20 protein-coding genes are annotated in these 15,987 nt (G+C 73.3%); 11 read left to right on the forward strand and 9 right to left on the reverse strand.

Annotated elements, in window-relative coordinates; translation table 11 throughout:
* Window positions 1-5 precede the first annotated feature (5 nt).
* Window positions 6-731 (reverse strand): endonuclease/exonuclease/phosphatase family protein, encoded by a 726-nt coding sequence (locus OG218_RS14450; RefSeq protein WP_328293925.1) that lies wholly within the window; start codon window positions 729-731, stop codon window positions 6-8.
* A 20-nt stretch (window positions 732-751) separates the two neighbouring features.
* Window positions 752-1,216 carry a MarR family winged helix-turn-helix transcriptional regulator gene (locus OG218_RS14455; protein ID WP_328296242.1) on the reverse strand — a complete coding sequence of 155 codons (465 nt, stop codon included), beginning with the start codon at window positions 1,214-1,216 and terminating at the stop codon, window positions 752-754.
* A gap of 89 nt (window positions 1,217-1,305) precedes the next feature.
* On the opposite strand from OG218_RS14455, the gene OG218_RS14460 reads away from it, so the two are divergent.
* From OG218_RS14460 to ribD, 3 genes are read left to right on the forward strand one after another with little or no spacing between them, the layout of a single operon-like run.
* Entirely contained in the window at window positions 1,306-2,172 is an 867-nt protein-coding gene (locus OG218_RS14460) for a dioxygenase family protein (protein WP_328296243.1), read from the forward strand.
* 15 nt (window positions 2,173-2,187) lie between these two features.
* Window positions 2,188-2,805: a GTP cyclohydrolase II gene (locus OG218_RS14465; protein WP_328293926.1), complete on the forward strand. Its 618-nt coding sequence runs from the start codon at window positions 2,188-2,190 to the stop codon at window positions 2,803-2,805.
* Window positions 2,805-3,821, forward strand: a complete 1,017-nt coding sequence (ribD, locus tag OG218_RS14470; protein WP_328293927.1) for a bifunctional diaminohydroxyphosphoribosylaminopyrimidine deaminase/5-amino-6-(5-phosphoribosylamino)uracil reductase RibD — start codon at window positions 2,805-2,807, stop codon at window positions 3,819-3,821. Before OG218_RS14465 ends, ribD begins: the two co-directional genes overlap by 1 nt.
* Here the strand turns inward: ribD and OG218_RS14475 are convergent.
* Window positions 3,793-4,704 (reverse strand): LysR substrate-binding domain-containing protein, encoded by a 912-nt coding sequence (locus OG218_RS14475; RefSeq protein WP_442906501.1) that lies wholly within the window; start codon window positions 4,702-4,704, stop codon window positions 3,793-3,795. The two genes, ribD and OG218_RS14475, sit on opposite strands and share 29 nt — an antisense overlap.
* An 87-nt stretch (window positions 4,705-4,791) precedes the next feature.
* Here OG218_RS14475 and OG218_RS14480 point away from each other — a divergent pair, with 87 nt between their 5' ends.
* Both OG218_RS14480 and OG218_RS14485 read left to right on the forward strand, forming a co-directional pair.
* A complete protein-coding gene (locus OG218_RS14480) occupies window positions 4,792-5,709 on the forward strand; it encodes an EamA family transporter (protein WP_328293929.1) in 918 nt (305 codons plus the stop codon).
* Window positions 5,710-5,828: 119 nt separating this feature from the next.
* Complete coding sequence (locus tag OG218_RS14485) at window positions 5,829-6,434, forward strand: CAP domain-containing protein (RefSeq protein ID WP_328293930.1); 606 nt, start codon at window positions 5,829-5,831, stop codon at window positions 6,432-6,434.
* Between the two features lie 78 nt (window positions 6,435-6,512).
* Here the strand turns inward: OG218_RS14485 and OG218_RS14490 are convergent, their stop codons facing one another.
* From OG218_RS14490 to OG218_RS14500, 3 genes are read right to left on the reverse strand one after another with little or no spacing between them, the layout of a single operon-like run.
* Entirely contained in the window at window positions 6,513-7,025 is a 513-nt protein-coding gene (locus OG218_RS14490; RefSeq protein WP_328293931.1) for a MarR family transcriptional regulator, read from the reverse strand.
* A gap of 46 nt (window positions 7,026-7,071) precedes the next feature.
* Window positions 7,072-8,232 (reverse strand): sensor histidine kinase, encoded by a 1,161-nt coding sequence (locus OG218_RS14495; RefSeq protein ID WP_328293932.1) that lies wholly within the window; start codon window positions 8,230-8,232, stop codon window positions 7,072-7,074.
* A complete protein-coding gene (locus OG218_RS14500) occupies window positions 8,229-8,960 on the reverse strand; it encodes a response regulator transcription factor (protein ID WP_328293933.1) in 732 nt (243 codons plus the stop codon). The genes OG218_RS14495 and OG218_RS14500 overlap by 4 nt, the downstream gene beginning before the upstream one ends.
* Before the next feature lie 122 nt (window positions 8,961-9,082).
* Here OG218_RS14500 and OG218_RS14505 point away from each other — a divergent pair, with 122 nt between their 5' ends.
* Genes OG218_RS14505 through OG218_RS14515 form a run of 3 tightly spaced genes read left to right on the forward strand, consistent with a single transcriptional unit; the run spans window position 9,083 to window position 11,039 of the window.
* Entirely contained in the window at window positions 9,083-9,760 is a 678-nt protein-coding gene (locus OG218_RS14505) for a glycosyltransferase family 2 protein (RefSeq protein WP_328293934.1), read from the forward strand.
* The gene (locus tag OG218_RS14510; protein ID WP_328293935.1) at window positions 9,757-10,365 is read left to right on the forward strand and encodes a TIGR04282 family arsenosugar biosynthesis glycosyltransferase; all 609 of its coding nucleotides are present in this window, start codon (window positions 9,757-9,759) and stop codon (window positions 10,363-10,365) included. Before OG218_RS14505 ends, OG218_RS14510 begins: the two co-directional genes overlap by 4 nt.
* Window positions 10,362-11,039, forward strand: a complete 678-nt coding sequence (locus tag OG218_RS14515; protein WP_328293936.1) for a class I SAM-dependent methyltransferase — start codon at window positions 10,362-10,364, stop codon at window positions 11,037-11,039. The genes OG218_RS14510 and OG218_RS14515 overlap by 4 nt, the downstream gene beginning before the upstream one ends.
* Here the strand turns inward: OG218_RS14515 and OG218_RS14520 are convergent.
* The 3 genes from OG218_RS14520 to OG218_RS14530 are packed head-to-tail and all read right to left on the reverse strand — an operon-like array spanning window position 11,005 to window position 12,589.
* Window positions 11,005-11,436: a hypothetical protein gene (locus tag OG218_RS14520; protein WP_328293937.1), complete on the reverse strand. Its 432-nt coding sequence runs from the start codon at window positions 11,434-11,436 to the stop codon at window positions 11,005-11,007. The genes OG218_RS14515 and OG218_RS14520 overlap by 35 nt on opposite strands.
* Complete coding sequence (locus OG218_RS14525) at window positions 11,433-12,041, reverse strand: molybdopterin-dependent oxidoreductase (RefSeq protein ID WP_328293938.1); 609 nt, start codon at window positions 12,039-12,041, stop codon at window positions 11,433-11,435. Before OG218_RS14525 ends, OG218_RS14520 begins: the two co-directional genes overlap by 4 nt.
* Window positions 12,038-12,589: a cytochrome b/b6 domain-containing protein gene (locus tag OG218_RS14530; protein WP_328293939.1), complete on the reverse strand. Its 552-nt coding sequence runs from the start codon at window positions 12,587-12,589 to the stop codon at window positions 12,038-12,040. The genes OG218_RS14525 and OG218_RS14530 overlap by 4 nt, the downstream gene beginning before the upstream one ends.
* Between OG218_RS14530 and OG218_RS14535 the strand changes: the two genes are divergently transcribed.
* From OG218_RS14535 to OG218_RS14545, 3 genes are read left to right on the forward strand one after another with little or no spacing between them, the layout of a single operon-like run.
* Window positions 12,588-14,057: a glycosyltransferase family 87 protein gene (locus OG218_RS14535; RefSeq protein WP_328293940.1), complete on the forward strand. Its 1,470-nt coding sequence runs from the start codon at window positions 12,588-12,590 to the stop codon at window positions 14,055-14,057. The genes OG218_RS14530 and OG218_RS14535 overlap by 2 nt on opposite strands.
* Window positions 14,054-14,875, forward strand: a complete 822-nt coding sequence (locus tag OG218_RS14540; RefSeq protein WP_328293941.1) for an S-methyl-5'-thioinosine phosphorylase — start codon at window positions 14,054-14,056, stop codon at window positions 14,873-14,875. Before OG218_RS14535 ends, OG218_RS14540 begins: the two co-directional genes overlap by 4 nt.
* Window positions 14,872-15,951 carry an NAD-dependent epimerase/dehydratase family protein gene (locus OG218_RS14545; RefSeq protein ID WP_328293942.1) on the forward strand — a complete coding sequence of 360 codons (1,080 nt, stop codon included), beginning with the start codon at window positions 14,872-14,874 and terminating at the stop codon, window positions 15,949-15,951. Before OG218_RS14540 ends, OG218_RS14545 begins: the two co-directional genes overlap by 4 nt.
* Window positions 15,952-15,987 lie beyond the last annotated feature (36 nt).

Below are 15,987 nucleotides of genomic sequence, written 5' to 3' on the forward strand. Positions count from 1 at the left end.
GCGGGCTACCCGCGGTCGAGGAGCCGGGCCGGCACGAACGCCTTCACCCGCGACTCCACGAGCACGGGGAGGTGGTCGGAACCGGCCTGCTGCAGGGTCCGGACGCTCTCGATGTCCATGCCCTCGGAGATCGCGAAGTCGAAGTGCCCGCGGAAGCGCTTGCGCACGTAGGTGGGCAGGTCGGAGTGGGAGACCTGGAAGCCCTGCTCCCCCAGGCGACGCGAGAGCGAGCTCGCGAACCAGGGGTAGTTGAAGTCGCCGACGACGAGGGCGGAGCTGCCGTGGGCGGCGGCCCGGATGGCGCCGAGGGCCTCGGTGATCTGGTGCCGGCGCATGGAGTTCGTCGCCGAGAGGGGGGCGGTGTGGATGGAGGCGAGGGTCAGCAGGGCGCCGTCGTCGTGCAGGTCCTCGAAGCGGACGGCGAGGAGCCGCTCGTGCGCGGGGGACAGGAAGCGGTCGTGCATCGAGCGGCGCAGCGGGCGCAGTTCGTGACCGTGGGCCTGCAGCCGATCCGGTCGGTAGTAGAGGGCCAGGCCCAGACGGTTGCGCTGGGTGGCGCCGGCCAGCACCAACGGCCCCACCGTCTCGGGCAGTCGCAGCGTGTCGCACTCCTGCAGGCACAGCGCGTCCACGTCGTGAGTGGCGGCGAGCTCGGAGAGCTCCATCGTCGCGCGACCCTCGTGGAGGTTGTAGCTGATCGTCCGCAGTGCACGGCCCTTGGCGACTCCCACCCCTCGAACCTACCGCCGGGCTAGGAGTCGCGCGCGGCTTCCACCGATCGCAGCACCCGCTCACCGATCTCGTGGAGCTGGCTGACCTGCGCTTTCGTGAGGGCGTCGAAGACCGCGCGGCGCACCGCGTCGACGTGGCCGGGCGCGGCTTCGAGGACCTTCTCCCACCCCGACTCGCTCAGGGTGGCCAGCGTGTAGCGGCCGTTGGTGGGGTCGGGACGGCGACTGAGCCAGCCCTTCTTCTCGAGCCGGCCGGCGACGTGGGAGAGCCGGGAGAGCGATCCGTTGGCCATCCCGGCCAGGCACCCCATCCGCAGGGTCCGGTCCGGGGCCTCCGAGAGCGCCGACAGCACCCCGTACTCGAAGTGGGTCAGGCCGACGTCGCGCTGCAGCTGGGCGTCGAGGGCGGCGGGCAGCACGGTGAAGAGGCCGGCGAGCCGGCGCCAGGCCTGCTGCTCGGTCTCGTCGAGCCATTCGGGTTCCATCACCCTCCAGTTGTTGACGCTTGAAGTTCCTCGGTCTACTGTCGATTGAAGCATCAAGTCACCGAGAACGGGAGTCCAACGTGTCGATCATGAACCCGGCCGTACCGGGAGGTGCGTTCGACGACTTCCTGATCCGCTCGGCGGACGCCGTCCGCGCCCAGCGGTCCTGGACCCCCGACGACGGGCCGATGCCTGCCTTCTACCTCAGCCACGGGGCTCCGCCCGTGTTCGACGACCCGTTGTGGATCCGCCAGCTCTCCGACTGGGCGCTGTCCCTGCCCCGTCCGACGGGGATCCTCATCGTCAGCGCCCACTGGGAGTCCGAGCGGGCCCTGCTCAGCTCACCCGCCGCCGGCACCCCGCTCGTCTACGACTTCGGCGGGTTCCACCAGCGTTACTTCCAGATGACCTACGAGACCCCGGACGCGACGGCGCTCGCCCACCAGGTCGCGGCGCTCATGCCCGACGACGAACCCCTCCACGTCGCCGGCGGCCGCGGACTCGACCACGGCGCGTGGGTCCCGCTGAAGGTCATGTACCCCGCCGCCGACGTCCCCGTCCTGCAGCTGAGCATGCCCACCCACGACCCGGTCCGGTTGATGGCGCTGGGGGCGCGGCTGAAGCCGTTGCGGGAACAAGGAGTTCTCGTCGTCGGTTCAGGGTTCATGACCCACGGTCTGCAGTTCGCGACGCGGGAGATGTTCCTGCACAACCAGGTTCCGAACTGGTCGCGGGAGTTCGACGGCTGGGTCGCCGAAGCGCTGTCGCGCGGCGACGTCGACACCCTCGCGGACTACCACCGTGCGCCCGGCATGCCGTACGCGCACCCGACCGTCGAGCACTACACGCCGCTCTTCATCACCCTGGGCGTCGCGGCCGACCCGACCGCCGTCCCCACCACCACCATCGACGACTTCCAGATGGGTTTCGCGAAGCGATCCCTCCAGGTCGTCTGAGGCGAGGAGACCACCATGAACGACACCCAGCTCGCCGCCGTCCGCACCGCTGTGGTCGTCCCGCTGCGCTTCCCGGACGGGTACCGCACCACGGCCCGGGTCCACACCTTCACCGGTCTGGTCGACGGCAAGGAGCACCTCGCCCTCGGGCTGGGGAACTACCACGAGGGAACCCCGCTCGTCCGCCCGCACAGCGAGTGCATGACCGGCGACGTCTTCGGTTCCGAGCGGTGCGACTGCGGTCCGCAGTTGCGCGAGGCCGTGGAACGCATCGCCACCTCCGGCGGGTTCCTGCTCTACCTGCGCCAGGAGGGTCGCGGCATCGGTCTCTACGAGAAGCTCGACGCGTACGCGTTGCAGGACAGCGGACTCGACACCTACGAGGCGAACCTGGCCCTCGGTCGCGGCGAGGACGAGCGCGACTACACCGTCGCCGCGCAGATGCTCGGCGCACTCGGGGTCGACCGGGTGAACCTGCTCAGCAACAACCCCGACAAGGCCGACCAGCTCGCCGCGCACGGCATCGCGGTGGAACACCGCGTCCCGACGGGCGTCCACCTCTCGGCGGCGAACGCGAGCTACCTGCGCGCCAAGCGCGACCACACCGCGCACACCCTGGACCTGGCCGGTTGATGTCGCCCCTCGACGGGCGGTTCGTGGGACGGGCCGTGGAACTCGCGGCGAAGGGTCTGGGGACGACCAGCCCGAACCCGGTCGTCGGGTGCGTGGTCCTCGACGTCGACGGGAACGTCGTCGGCGAGGGCTGGCACGAACGGGCGGGTGGCCCGCACGCGGAGGTGAACGCGCTCGCCGCGGCCGGCGAACGCGCCCGCGGGGGAACCGCGTACGTGACGCTGGAACCCTGCAACCACACGGGTCGCACCGGCCCGTGCGCGCAGGCGCTGCTGGACGCGGGGATCGCCCGTGTCGTGTTCGCCGTCCCGGATCCCGGCGCTCTCGCCGGGGGCGGTGCCGAGCGGTTGCGCGCGGCCGGCGTGGAGGTGACCGGTGGGGTCCTCGCCGCCGAGGCGGAACGCGTCAACGAGGCCTGGCTCACGGCCGCCCGTTCGCGCCGTCCGCACGTCACCTGGAAGTTCGCCGCGACCCTGGACGGGCGTTCCGCGGCCGTCGACGGGACGAGCCGCTGGATCTCCTCCGTGGAATCGCGGGAGCAGGTCCACGACCTGCGCCGCCGCGTCGACGCGATCGTCGCCGGTTCCGGGACGGTGCTGGCCGACGACCCGGACCTCACCGCGCGCGAACCCGACGGGACGTCGTCGCCGCGCCAGCCGCTGCGCGTCGTGCTCGACCGCCGCGGACGGGTGCCGGCGACGGCGAAGGTCCACGACGCGGCCGCCTCGACCCTGGTCTCCACCGCCGCGACCCCCGCGGAACTCCTCGACGACCTGCACGGCAAGGGGATCGTCTCGGTGCTGCTCGAGGGCGGTCCGACGCTGGCGGGGGCCTTCCTCGCCGCCGGGCTGGTCGACCGGGTCACGGCCTACGTCGCGCCGACGCTCCTCGGGTCGGGGTCCCACGCCCTCGCCGGGACGGCGATCACCACGATCACCGACGCGATCGGTCTCGACGTCGACGACGTCGCGCTCGTCGGCGGCGACGTCAGGGTCTCGGGCCGCCCGCGGCGCTGAGCGCCGCCTCCCGCAGGGTTCGCCGGAACGCCTGCACCGCAGGTCGTCCCGCGGCCCCGCGACGGACCCGGGTGAACAACCGTCGCGCGGGGTGACCCGGCAGGTCGATCAGACGCAGCTGCGGTCGGCGCCCGGCCCAGGCGAGGTCCGGCAGCAGCGCGACCGCGTGACCCGTCTCGACGAGGTGCACGTGCAGCAGGACGTCGGGGCTGCTGATCCGAGCGTCCGGCTCGAAACCCGCGCGCCGGCACTCCGCGAGGCTCCACAGCCCGGGCTCGGTGTCCCGGGGTTCGACGACCCACGGGGCGTCGGCCACGTCGGCGAGCCGGCGCGCCTGCGACCAGGGGCCGGTGCGGGGGAGGGCCAGCCGGAGTTCGTCCAGCAGCAGGTCCTCGTCGTCGGTGTCCCCGCCGCGCCGCTGCGGGTAGCCCGGGTACTCCTCCCCGAGGACCAGGTCGACGTCGTGCGCGGCCAGCCGGGAGAACGCCGGTTCGGGCTCCTGCTGACTCAGTTCCACGCGCAGCGCGGGGTGCTGCCGCGCCAGCAGGGTGAGGGCGGCCGGGACGAGGGCGAAGAGCACCGACTGGAAGCTCGCGACCCGCAGGGTCCCGGTCACGTCGTCGTGCAGGGCGGCGAGGTCCGCCTCGGCGCGCTCCAGCTGCGCCAGGACGGCGTCGGCGTGCCCGACCAGCACGCGGGCCGGCGCGGTGAGCGTCACGCCGCGACCGAGCTTCTCCAGCAGGACGACGCCCGCCTCGGCCTCGAGCAGGGACAGCTGTTGCGATACCGCGGACGGGCTGTAGTTCAGGGCTGCGGCGACGGCGGCGAGCGTGCCGCGGCGGTCGAGTTCGCGCAGCAGGCGCAACCGGTGCACGTCCAGCACGACGACCCCAATCATCAGGAGAACTGAACGGTACCGCCCGGAGAGGTTCGCTGGACAGGACGGTCAGAGGTCGGTGACAGTGGAGCCGTGGGTTCGGTCCTCCTCGTCCTCGGCTCCTGCACCTCGCTGCAGATCGGCGCCGCTCTCGCGGTCCACCTCTTCGCCCTCGGCGGCAGCACCGGGACGACGTTCCTGCGGCTCGGTCTCGCGGCGCTCGTCCTGCTCCTCGTCGTCCGCCCGCGGGTGCGCCGGTGGACCGCGGTGCAGTGGAAGGCGTCCATCGCCCTGGGACTCGCCCTGGCCGGGATGAACCTGTCGTTCTACACCGCGTTGACCCGCGTCGACCTCGGGACCGCGGTGACGATCGAGTTCCTCGGCCCGCTGACCCTCGCCGCCGTGACGAGTCGCCGCGCCCGGGACCTCGTCTGGGTGGCCCTCGCGCTCGCCGGGGTCGGCGTCCTCGGGGTCGCCGGGGAGTCGCACAGCGGCGGTCTGGACCTCGTCGGCGTCGGGTTCGCGTTGCTCGCAGGGGCGTTCTGGGCGGCCTACATCCGGACCGGCGCGCGGCTGGGGCAGGTCGTGCCGGGCCACGGCGGGCTCGCCGTGGCCACGGTGGTCGCGGCGCTGGTCCTCGCTCCGGTGGGTGTCCCCGGTGCGGTGCAGGCGGTGACCGCGCCGAACGGCTGGTGGCTGGCGCTCGGGACGGCCGTCATGGCCTCCGTCGTGCCGTACTCGCTGGAGCTCGCGGCCCTGCGCCGGATGCCGCAGCGGACGTTCGGCGTCCTGCTCAGCCTCGAACCCGTCATCGCCTCGCTGGCGGGGTGGGCGCTGCTCGGTCAGGCCGTGACGGCCGCCGGGGCGGTGGGGATCGTGCTCGTCGTCGCGGCGAGCGCCGGGGCCACCTGGAGCGCCGGGACCGCCGAGCGGCAGCGCGCCCGGGGGATCCCGGACCAGGGACGGGCGGTCCCGCACACGCCGACATCGGCCGGCTCAACGGCGGACTGAAGCGTCGACGGAGCGTCACGACGGGTCGCCCGATCGGGCTACAGGTCTCGGGGGTCACGGCCGAGGCAGTGAGGGAGCCACCCCCCCGCTCGACGCCCCCTCACCGCCCGGAGGTCCCCGTGGACACCACTGCCCGCACGTCCCGCCGCTCCCGCGTCCTGGGCTTGACCGCCCTCATCGCTGCCGTCGCCGGTGCCGTCTCGGGAGCCGGTGCCGCACAGGCGGAGACGTCGGTCACCGGTGACGGGGGTTCCGCCTGGCGCTCCTACGAACTCGTGAACGCGGCCCGTGCGCAGGCCGGTCTGCCCGCCCTCGGCCTCACCGAGGAGGCGAACCGGGTCGCGACCGACTGGGCGTTCCGGATGGCCGACGAGGCGAACCTGCACCACAACCCGGAACTGTCCTCGCAGCTGCACGGCTGGTCCCTCGTCGCCGAGAACGTCGGCGTCGGCGCCGACAGCGACCAGCTCGCGGGTGCGTTCATGGCCTCCCCGGGCCACCGCGCGAACATCCTCCGCCCGGAGGTGAGCGTCGTCGGCCTCGGTGCTGTGCGGTCCGGCGACGGTCGCCTGTGGGTCGTGCAGGTCTTCGAGGAGCCCAACGGGCAGACCCCCGTGCCGTTCCTCCAGACCGCCGCCCAGCAGCCCGCCGCCGCGCCCCTGCCCGAGCCCGCCCCCGCCGCCCCCGCCCCGCAGGTCGTCCGCGACACCCGCGACGCCCGCTGACCCCCTCCGTGATCTTGCCGGGAGCCCCCGCGGGACCACGAGACGGATCAGGCGCGCCCCCTCGGCGCCGCCCGGTCCTCACCGGGCTGTGAGCAGGTCGGCGGGGATCGTGGTCATCGCCCCCAGGACGCGTCGCGCGGTGTCCAGCGCCTCCGTGCCGCCGACGATGTCGACCAGGGCCGCGTCGGTGCGTCGGCCGCACTCCTCGACCAGCTCGGCGACCTGCACTCCCCGGTCGGTCAGGGTCAGGAGCAACCGGCGCCGGTCCCTCGGGTCGGGCGCTCGCTCCACGTACCCGCGCAGGACGAGGGCGTCGAGCAACTGGCTGAGGGCCTGCTTGGTCACCCCGAGCGCCGACGGCAGCTGCTGGATCGTGAGCGAGCCCCTGGCGGTTGCGCCGACGACGTAGGCACCGTTGCGGGGCAGGTCGTCGAAGCCGGCCTCGGCGAGCGCGGTGCGGACGACGTCGCCGTAGCTGCGGAACCCGGCCCGCAGCAGGGCCGACGTCGAAACGTTCCGCCACCAGTCGTCGTGCGTGGCCTCGTCGGTCCGCGGGTGGGGGTGGGGGTGGTCGTGCGATGAGGTGGTCATGCACTCCAGGGTTACAGTCCAACACGTTGACTGTCAATTAAGTTGACTAAACTGTTCGCCCGTCGCTCCAGCGGGGGAGGAGGACGTCGAAGCGGCAGCCGCCGGGCACGTTCGCCACGCTGACGCGGCCGGCGTGGGCGGTGACGATGCCCTTGACGATCGCCAGGCCGAGACCGGCACCGTTGGTCCAGCCGGTGAGTTCCGACGTCGGTCCGGTCGGGGTGCGGGCGGGGGTTCCCCGCCAGCCGGCGTCGAAGATCAGGGCCAGGTCCTCCTCGGGGATCCCGCCCCCGGAATCGGTGACCGACAGCACGACGTGGTCCTCGGGGGCCTCGCAGGCGGAGATGAGGATCTCCCCGCCCTCCTCGGTGTGCTGGATGGCGTTCACCAGCAGGTTGTTCAGCACCCGGGAGAGTTCGCGCGGATCACCGCGGACCGTGAGGTCGCCGGTGCGGGACTCGCGCAACGTGATCCCGCGGGCCACGGCGACGGGGTGCAGGTCGGCGACGGAATCGCTGAGCAGGTCGTAGAGCGACATCGTCTCCGGACGCAGGCGCAGCGTTCCCGACTGGATCTTGGAGAGTTCGAAGAGGTCGTCCACCATTCCGGTCAGGACCTCGGCCTGGCCCCGGATCTGACGGTGGTAACGGGCGGGGTCCTGGGCGACGCCGTCCTCCAGCGATTCCGCCATCGCCTGCAGCGCGGCCAACGGGGTGCGCAGGTCGTGGGAGATCCACGCCACCAGCCGACGGCGGGAGGCGTCGAGCGCCGCGACCTCCGTGCGGGCGGCCTCGAGCTTCCGGGACGTCTCGGCGAGTTCCCCGGACAACCTCGAGAACTCCCCCGTCTCGTACTCGGCGGTCACGACCTGCCCCTCGGCGACGGCACGGAGGTCGCGGCGGAACCGGTCGGTGGCCCGGGCGGTGCGCGTCCCCAGCACCGCGGCCACGGCCAGCCCGGACAGCGACGACGCCCCGAGGACCCAGCAGAGGACGACGAGGTCGTGGCCGGAGAGGTACATCTGCGCGCCGATGGCGAGCGTCGCGGCCGCGGTCGACACCGCCAACCCCGTCGCCAGGACCAGGAGCCGCACCACCGCGGCACTGCGACGCAGCAGGTGCAGCGCGAACAGCGTGACCACACCGGTCAGCAGGGCGACGCCCACCGCCGTCACCAGGATGCGCACGAGGTCGCCGGACGGGATCACGCGGCGCCCACCGCGTCGAAGCGGTACCCGACGCCCCACACCGTCAGCAGGTGGCGCGGCGACGTCGGGTCGTCCTCGATCTTCTCCCGCACCCGGCGGACGTGGACGGTCACCGTGGACAGGTCCCCGAAACTCCACTGCCACACCTCGCGCAGCAGTTGCTCCCGGCTGAACACCTGGTCGGGGTGCTTGAGCAGGAACGCCAGCAGGTCGAACTCCCGGACCGACAACGGCAGGGGAACTCCGTCGCGGCTCGCGGTGCGACGGGAGACGTCGAGCCCGAAGGCGCCGACCTCGAACGGGGTCTGCGGGCTGTTGCGCGCCACGCTGCGGCGCAGCAACGACCGGGCGCGGAGCACGAGTTCCCGCGGGGAGAACGGTTTCGCCAGGTAGTCGTCCGCGCCGGCCTCGAGGCCGTCGATGCGGTCCTCCACGTCCCCCAGGGCGGTGAGCATGATGATCGGGGTGCGCGACGTCTCACGGATCCGCCGGCACACGGTGGCCCCGTCGAGTCCGGGCAGCATGCGGTCCAGCACGACGAGGTCCGGTGGCGTCCGCGTGAACTGGCGCAGCCCCGCGATCCCGTCCGGTGCGGTGTCGACGAGCAGTCCGGCTGAACGCAGGTACTCCTCGGCGACCTCCCGGACCGTCGGGTCGTCCTCGACGACGAGCACCCGGCGGTCGCGCAGATCCTCCTCGGCGGGGACGGCGGCGTCGCGGGGTTCCATCCCGTCATGCTAGGTCGGGGGTCGGGTGCCGACCCCGGTTCCGCGGGGCGGAACCGAGGTCGTCCCCGGTTCGTAAGGTTTGGCGGCCCCCCGGCCGGCGAGCGCTGCCTAGCGTGCTGAGCATGTCTCCCCGTGCGACCGCTGAGGTCGACGTCGTGCTGCCCTGCTGGAACGAGGTCGCGGCCCTGCCGCAGGTGCTCGGCGCCCTGCCCGCCGGCTTCCGCGCCGTCGTCGTCGACAACGCCTCGAACGACGGCTCGGGGGACGTGGCGCGGGCGCTCGGGGCCCTCGTCGTCGACGAACCCGTCCGCGGGTACGGCTCCGCGGTCCACGCCGGGCTGCTCGCGGCCACGGCCGAGTTCGTCGTCGTCTGCGACGCGGACTGCTCGATCGACCTCGCTGACGCCCCCGGGTGGGTCCTGCCGGTGGCGGCCGGGGAGAGCGACCTCGTCGTCGGGCGGCGACGTCCGCTCGGTCGTGGGGTCTGGCCCTGGCACGCGCGGGTCGCCAACGCCGCCCTCGCGGCGCGGGTCCGGGCGCGCACGGGACTGGCGGTCCACGACCTCGCCCCGGTCCGGGCGGCACGGCGACGCGACCTGCTCGCGCTCGGGGTGCGCGACCGGCGCAGCGGCTACCCGCTGGAACTCCTGCTCCGGGCTGGTGCGGCCGGGTGGCGGGTCCGTGAGGTCGACGTCGCGTACCGCCCTCGGGCCGGACGGTCGAAGGTGACGGGCACCGTGAGCGGAACGCTGACCGCCGCTCTCGACATGAGCCGTCGGCTGACGGAGGCCGACCGGTGACCACCTTGGTGGTCATCGCCAAGGAGTGCCTCCCGGGCCGGGTCAAGACGCGGCTCTGCCCACCGTTCAGCCCGCACGAGGCCGCGGAGATCGCGGCGGCCTGCCTCGCGGAAACCCTCGTCGCGCTGGCTCCGCTGCCCTTCGACGACCACGTCCTGTTCCTCGACGGACGCCCGCCGGTCGGGACGGGCGAGCGGTGGCGGGTCGAACCCCAGCCCGCGGGCAACCTCGACGAGCGGCTCGCGGAACTGTTCGACCGCGTGCAGGGTCCGTCGCTGCTGGTCGGGATGGACACTCCGCACCTGGACCCGCGCGTTCTCGAACCCCTCACGACGTGGCCCGACGCGGTGGACGCGGTGTTCGGTCCCGCCACCGACGGCGGGTTCTGGGCCCTCGGTCTGCGCGAACCCGACGGGTCACTCGTCCGGGGGGTTCCCATGTCCCGCGCGGACACGGGACGGCACCAGCGCGACCGGCTGCGCGGGCTGCGGGTCCTCGACCTGCCGCCGATGACCGACGTCGACACCGTCGGGGACCTCGCACGGGCGGCCGCCGGTTCTCCCCGGCTCGCCGCGGTGCTGCAGAGCCTGCGGGCGGCGTCGTGACCGCCGAACCCCTCGGCTCGCCGGCCGGCGGTTTCGCCGGACCCTACGACCGTGCGGTGCAGCGTCGTCACGGTTCGCTGACGCTGCGAGGGTTCGACGGGGAACTCCTCGGGACCCTCGACGTGTCCCGGTTCTGCGCGGCAGCCGACGCCACCGACCTGGACGCGCTCGCCCGGACCCGGGGAACGGTCCTCGACCTGGGGTGCGGACCGGGTCGCCTCGTCGAGGCCGCTCTGCGCGCCGGACGACCCGCCCTGGGGGTGGACACCTCCCGGACGGCCGTCGCCGCGGCCCGGGCGGGCGGGTTGCCGGTGCTGCGCCGCGACGTGTTCGGCCCGTTGCCCGACGGCTGGGACACCGTGCTCCTCCTCGACGGGAACCTCGGGATCGGTGGTCGCCCGGCCGACCTGCTGGGGCGGTGTCGTGAACTCCTCGCCCCCGGCGGCCGGGTGCTCGTGGAGTGTTCCCCCGACCCGACCGTCGACCGGTCCCTCGACGTGCTGCTCGAGGACGACGGGGGTCGCTCCACGCTGTTCCCGTGGGCGGTCGTCGGGGCCCCGGCGCTCTCCCGCCACGCCCGCGACGCGGGTCTGCGGGTGGTGCGCAGCTGGAACGGGGCGGGCCGCTCGTTCGCCCTGCTCAGTCCCGGCTCCCGGCCCGACCGCGGTCGATGAGCAGGGTCGCGGCGCAGACCAGCAGGGTGAGCACCCACACCCCGACCAGCGTCCGGCCGTAGTCCAGCGGCAGGACGCTGGGGTTGCGCGGGCCGAGTTCCCTGGCGTGCCGTTCCGCCAGCCCCACCGCGGTCAGCAGGAGCGCCGCGAGGAGGGAACTCCGGAGCACCGTCCGCGCCGCACCCCCCACCCGGTGCGTGGTCCGCCGCAGGACCAGGTCGCCCACGTGGAAGGCGGGCGCCAGGACGGCGTCGTGGGCCAGGACCGCCGCCGCCAGCCACAGCCCCAGGTTCAGCCACTGCGCCGGGGTGTGCAGCGCCCGGGTCAGGTGCAGCGCGCCCACCCCCAGCAGACTCAGACCGATCAGGAGCAGGACGGAACGGGCACGACGCATCACGGCAGGACCTCCATCGAAGCGATCCACTTCGTCTGCAGCACACCGGGTCGCCCCGGGGCGATGACCCGGGCGGGAAACCCGTGGTCCAGGTCGAGGGGTTCCCCGAACAGGTCGAGAGCCAGGAGCGTCCGTTCCGCGCGGACGAACTCGGGTCTCATCGTCGTGACGCTGTACCGACTGCCCTGCTGCAGGCTGTGGAAGCGGACGGAGTCCGTGGTCGAGCCCCCCACGAGTCCCACGAGGTCGCTGACCCGGACACCCGACCAGTCCGCGCTGGACGACCAGCCCTCGACGCAGGCGAGCGGAACCTCCACCGCGGTCTGCGGAAGGGTCCGCAGGTCCTCGAGGCTGAACGTCCGGGTTCCCGTCGGCCCCGTGAGGGACAGCCGCCAGGTGTCCGCGCTCGCGACGTCGAGGACGCGGGCCTCCTCCGCCGTCGTGTTGACCGGCAGGGACTGCGGGCCACGTCCGCGGACCCGGGGGCCCAGGACGTTCAGCCCGGACAACCACCCGAAGCTCTGCCCGGCCGTGGTGGCCACGACCGCACCGACCGCGGTCGCGGTGGCGATCAGCAATCCGCGTCGCGTCGTCCCCTCCCCGTTCACCGGGAACCTCCGCGCCAGTGCGCCACGATCTCGGGGAGCTTCGCGGAGACGTGGACGAACGTGCTGCCCACGACGATCCAGGCCAGCGCGTAGTGCGTGCTGCGGAAGGGGAACCTCCACGGGTACCACTGGAAGGTGTTCAGCAGGCCGGTGACCGGTTCGACCACGGCGGCGCCGATGAGGACGGCGATCGACAACCGTTCGAGCAGTTCCAGCACCGAGTGCACGGGAGGCCAGACGAACAACCGCGGGTACACGGTCCACAGCTTCGCCACGATCAACGGGAACAGGGAGATCCCCGTCGTGATGTGGATCCCCTGGCTGAGCTGGTAGAGGTTCGCCGGCCACGTCGGGAACCGCATCCAGGGTCGCGGGTCCTGCAGGAAGTGGCTGTAGAGGCCCGTGAGGAAGCAGATCGTGAACGCCAGTCCGAGCAGTCGTCCGAGCACGACCGCCGAGCGGGTGTCACGAGCGGGGGCGTCCAGCTGTCGCTGGATCCACGCGCTGCGTTCCTCGACGGCCCGGGTGAGCCGGAGTCTTCTCGACATGGGTTCCATCGTCCTCAGCGGTTCACCCCTGCGGGCGCCGAGTTCTTACGGTCCGCGAACAGGTCCCCTCGTCCTCAGCGGTGGAGCCTTCGGGCGGGGCAGCATGGACGACGTGCGGATCGCCCTGTCCGGAACTCTCCTCGCCCTCGCCGCCGTCGCCCTCGTGGTGGCCGAACGGCGTTCCGGCTACTTCGGTCCGACTCCCAGCGGGCCGTGGCTGGTGTCCGCGGTCCTCGTCGGGGGCGTTCTCGCGGCGGCCGCCGCGGTGATCCTCCCGGGGGGCCTGCGCCGGACGGGTCTGCTCGTCGTCGGCGGTGCTGCGCTGCTGGGCCTCGCCGGGCTCGTCACCGCGCCGACGACGAGCACCGATTCCGCCCGCTACGCCTGGGACGGGATCGTCGCGGGCCACGGCACCTCGCCCTACGCGCACGTGCCGGCCGCGGACGACCTGGCGGGGTGGCGACCGTCCTGGTTGTTCCCCGCGGGCCCGTGTCCCGGTGGCCGGTTCGTCACGGGAGCGGGAGTTCCCAGCGGTGATCCGCTGTGCACGGCGTTGAACCGCGTCGGGGTTCCGACGATCTACCCGCCGTTCGCCCAGGGGTTCTTCACCCTGGTGCGTGCGCTGGTCCCCGTGAGCGCACGGTTCCTGCCCTTCCAGGTCGCCGGGCTCGTGCTCGTCGTAGCGGTGACGGCCGTCCTCGTCGTGGCGATGCGGCGACGGGGGACCGACCCCCGTTGGGCCGCGTGCTGGGGGTGGTCGCCGTTCGTCGTGCTGGAGGCGGTGAACAACGCCCACGTCGACGTCCTCGGCTGCCTGGCGGGAGTGCTGGGGACCCTCGTGCTCGCGGTGGGGGGCCGTCGGCGGCGCACGGTCCTCGGGGGGATCCTGCTCGGGCTGGCGGTCGTCACGAAGTTCGTGCCGGCGCTGCTCGTCCCGCCGCTGCTGCGTCGACGTCCGGTGACGTTGCTCGTGTCGATCGCGGCGACGGTGGGTCTGTCCTACGTGCCCTACGTCGTCTGGACCGGCCGGGGGGTCCTGGGTTTCCTGCCGGGGTACCTCTCGGAGGAGGGCTACGACAGCGGACGGCGCTTCGTGCTCCTGGGGTTCCTGTCGGGTGGGGCCGCGACGACCGTCGCCCTCCTGCTGCTCGCCCTGGCCGCGGTGCTGGCCTGGCGCCTCGCGGACCCCGACCGGCCGTGGACCGCGCAGACCGTGCTGACGGGTTCCGTCCTGCTGATCGTCTCCCCGACCTACCCGTGGTACTCGTTGCTGCTCGTCCCCGGACTCGCGTTGAGCCGGCGGCCGGAGTGGCTCCTCGTCCCGCTGGCCCTCGAAGCCCGGGTGTTCTCGCCCGACCGGTGGCCGACGGTCGTCCTGGTCGCGGCCGTCCTCGTCCTCGTCGCCTCGCTGCTGCGGGCGCGACGCCGTCCCCTCGCACCGCACCGAACCCTGGAGGTCGTCTCGTGAACCGCCCACTCCCTCGTGTCGCCGTCATCGGCGGGTCGGGTCTCTACCGGTTCTTCGACTCCGACGCGGAGCAGGTGCGCGGTGTGGAGGTCACCACGCCCTACGGTCGGCCGTCCGGAGCGGTCCGGGTCGGTGACCTCGGCGGTCGTCCGGTCGCGTTCCTCGCCCGGCACGGCGAGGGTCACACGTTGCCGCCGCACCGCATCGACTACCGCGCGAACCTCTGGGCGCTCGCGTCGCTGGGCGTCCGGGCCGTCGTGACGACCGCCGCCGTCGGTGGGTTGAGCGAGCACGCCACGCCGGGACGGTTCGCCGTGCCGGACCAGCTCATCGACCGCACCCACGGTCGGCCGGACACGTTCTTCGACGGTCGCGGCCTGCCCGTGCAGCACCTGCCCGCCGCCGACCCCTACTGCCCGGAACTGCGTTCGCTCGCCCTCGACGCGCTCGCCCGGATCGGGGAGCAGCCGCTGTCGCCCGCGACGAGCGTCGTCATCCAGGGGCCGCGCTTCTCGACCGCCGCGGAGTCGGCCTGGTTCCGGTCTGCGGGTGCGGACCTGGTGAACATGACCCAGTACCCCGAGGCGGTGCTCGCCGCGGAACTCAACGTGGGTCTGGTGAACCTCGCGTTCATCACCGACCGAGACGCGGGTTCCGGTCCGGACACCGCCGACGCGTCACTGGTGCTGGCGCGGATGGCGGCGGCCGCACCGCGGATCCTCGCCGCGGTGCGCGCCGTCGTGGCCGCGGTGCCGGAGGACTACGCGCCACGGGAACTCATCGATCCCGCGGCCGTGGCGAAGGTGCTCGCCGCGTGAGCACCCTGCTGGTCACGGGTGGGGCCGGGTTCATCGGCGGGCACGTCGTGCGGGCCGCCCTCGACCGCGGGTGGCGGGTCCGGGTGCTCGACGACCTGCGCCCCGACGTGCACGCCGGTGACGTCGAACCGGTCGAGCGGGTCGAGGGGATCGACGTCGTCCGGGGTTCCGTGACCGATCCGATCGCGGTGGACCGGGCGCTCGAGGGCGTCGACGCGGTGAGCCACCAGGCGGCGAAGGTCGGTCTCGGGGTCGACCTCTCCGACGCACCGGACTACGCGCACACCAACGTGACCGGGACGGCGGAACTCCTCGCGGCGATGACCCGCCGGGGCGTGGGCCGTCTCGTCCTGGCCTCCTCGATGGTCGTCTACGGCGAGGGTTCCTACCGCCGCGGCGACCGGGTCGTCCGGCCCCCGGCCCGCACGGTGGCGGACCTGCGCGCCGGGCGCTTCGAACCGCTGGACGAGGCGGGCGACCCGCTGGAACCGGTGCTGATCGAGGAGGACGTGACGTTGGAACCCCGCACGGTGTACGCCGCCACGAAGCTCGCCCAGGAACACCTCGTCGCCGCCTGGGTCCGCGAGACGGGTGGATCGGCCCTCGCCCTGCGGTATCACAACGTGTTCGGAGCGGGCATGCCGCAGGGAACCCCCTACGCCGGGGTGGCCTCGTTCTTCCGCAGCTCCCTCGCGGCCGGTCTCGCCCCGCGGGTCTTCGAGGACGGCGGGCAGTTGCGCGACTTCGTCGACGTGCGGGACGTGGCGTCGGCGAACCTCGCCGCGCTGGCGTGCACCCGGACGACGCCGGGTTTCCGGGCGTTCAACATCGGCAGTGGGACCCCGCGCACGATCCTCGAGTTCGCCCGGACCCTCGCCCGGGTCTGCGGTGGTCCGGAGCCCGTGGTGACCGGGGAGTACCGCCTGGGCGACGTCCGGCACCTCACCGCGTCCTCCGCCCGGGCGGAGCGCGAGATCCCTTGGCGGGCCGCAGTGCCGTTCGTCGACGCCGTGCGGGACTTCGCGGAGGCCCCGATGCGCGACCGGGTGCGGGGTGCAGAGCCCCACCTCGGTTGAGCCGCGCACGTCGACGCCTCGGCCCGCTCCCCGACG

This window comes from Kineococcus sp. NBC_00420 (genome assembly GCF_036021035.1).
In the GTDB taxonomy this organism is placed as follows: Bacteria; Actinomycetota; Actinomycetes; order Actinomycetales; family Kineococcaceae; genus Kineococcus.

Coding starts and splice junctions, on each gene's coding strand:
- ribD (WP_328293927.1), top strand. CDS start 2,805: ATGTCGCCCCTCGACGGGCGGTTCGTGGGACGGGCCGTGGAACTCGCG.
- OG218_RS14460 (WP_328296243.1), top strand. CDS start 1,306: ATGAACCCGGCCGTACCGGGAGGTGCGTTCGACGACTTCCTGATCCGC.
- OG218_RS14530 (WP_328293939.1), bottom strand. CDS start 12,589: ATGTCGAGAAGACTCCGGCTCACCCGGGCCGTCGAGGAACGCAGCGCG.
- OG218_RS14455 (WP_328296242.1), bottom strand. CDS start 1,216: ATGGAACCCGAATGGCTCGACGAGACCGAGCAGCAGGCCTGGCGCCGG.
- OG218_RS14490 (WP_328293931.1), bottom strand. CDS start 7,025: ATGACCACCTCATCGCACGACCACCCCCACCCCCACCCGCGGACCGAC.
- OG218_RS14500 (WP_328293933.1), bottom strand. CDS start 8,960: ATGGAACCCCGCGACGCCGCCGTCCCCGCCGAGGAGGATCTGCGCGAC.
- OG218_RS14505 (WP_328293934.1), top strand. CDS start 9,083: ATGTCTCCCCGTGCGACCGCTGAGGTCGACGTCGTGCTGCCCTGCTGG.
- OG218_RS14465 (WP_328293926.1), top strand. CDS start 2,188: ATGAACGACACCCAGCTCGCCGCCGTCCGCACCGCTGTGGTCGTCCCG.
- OG218_RS14535 (WP_328293940.1), top strand. CDS start 12,588: ATGGGTTCCATCGTCCTCAGCGGTTCACCCCTGCGGGCGCCGAGTTCT.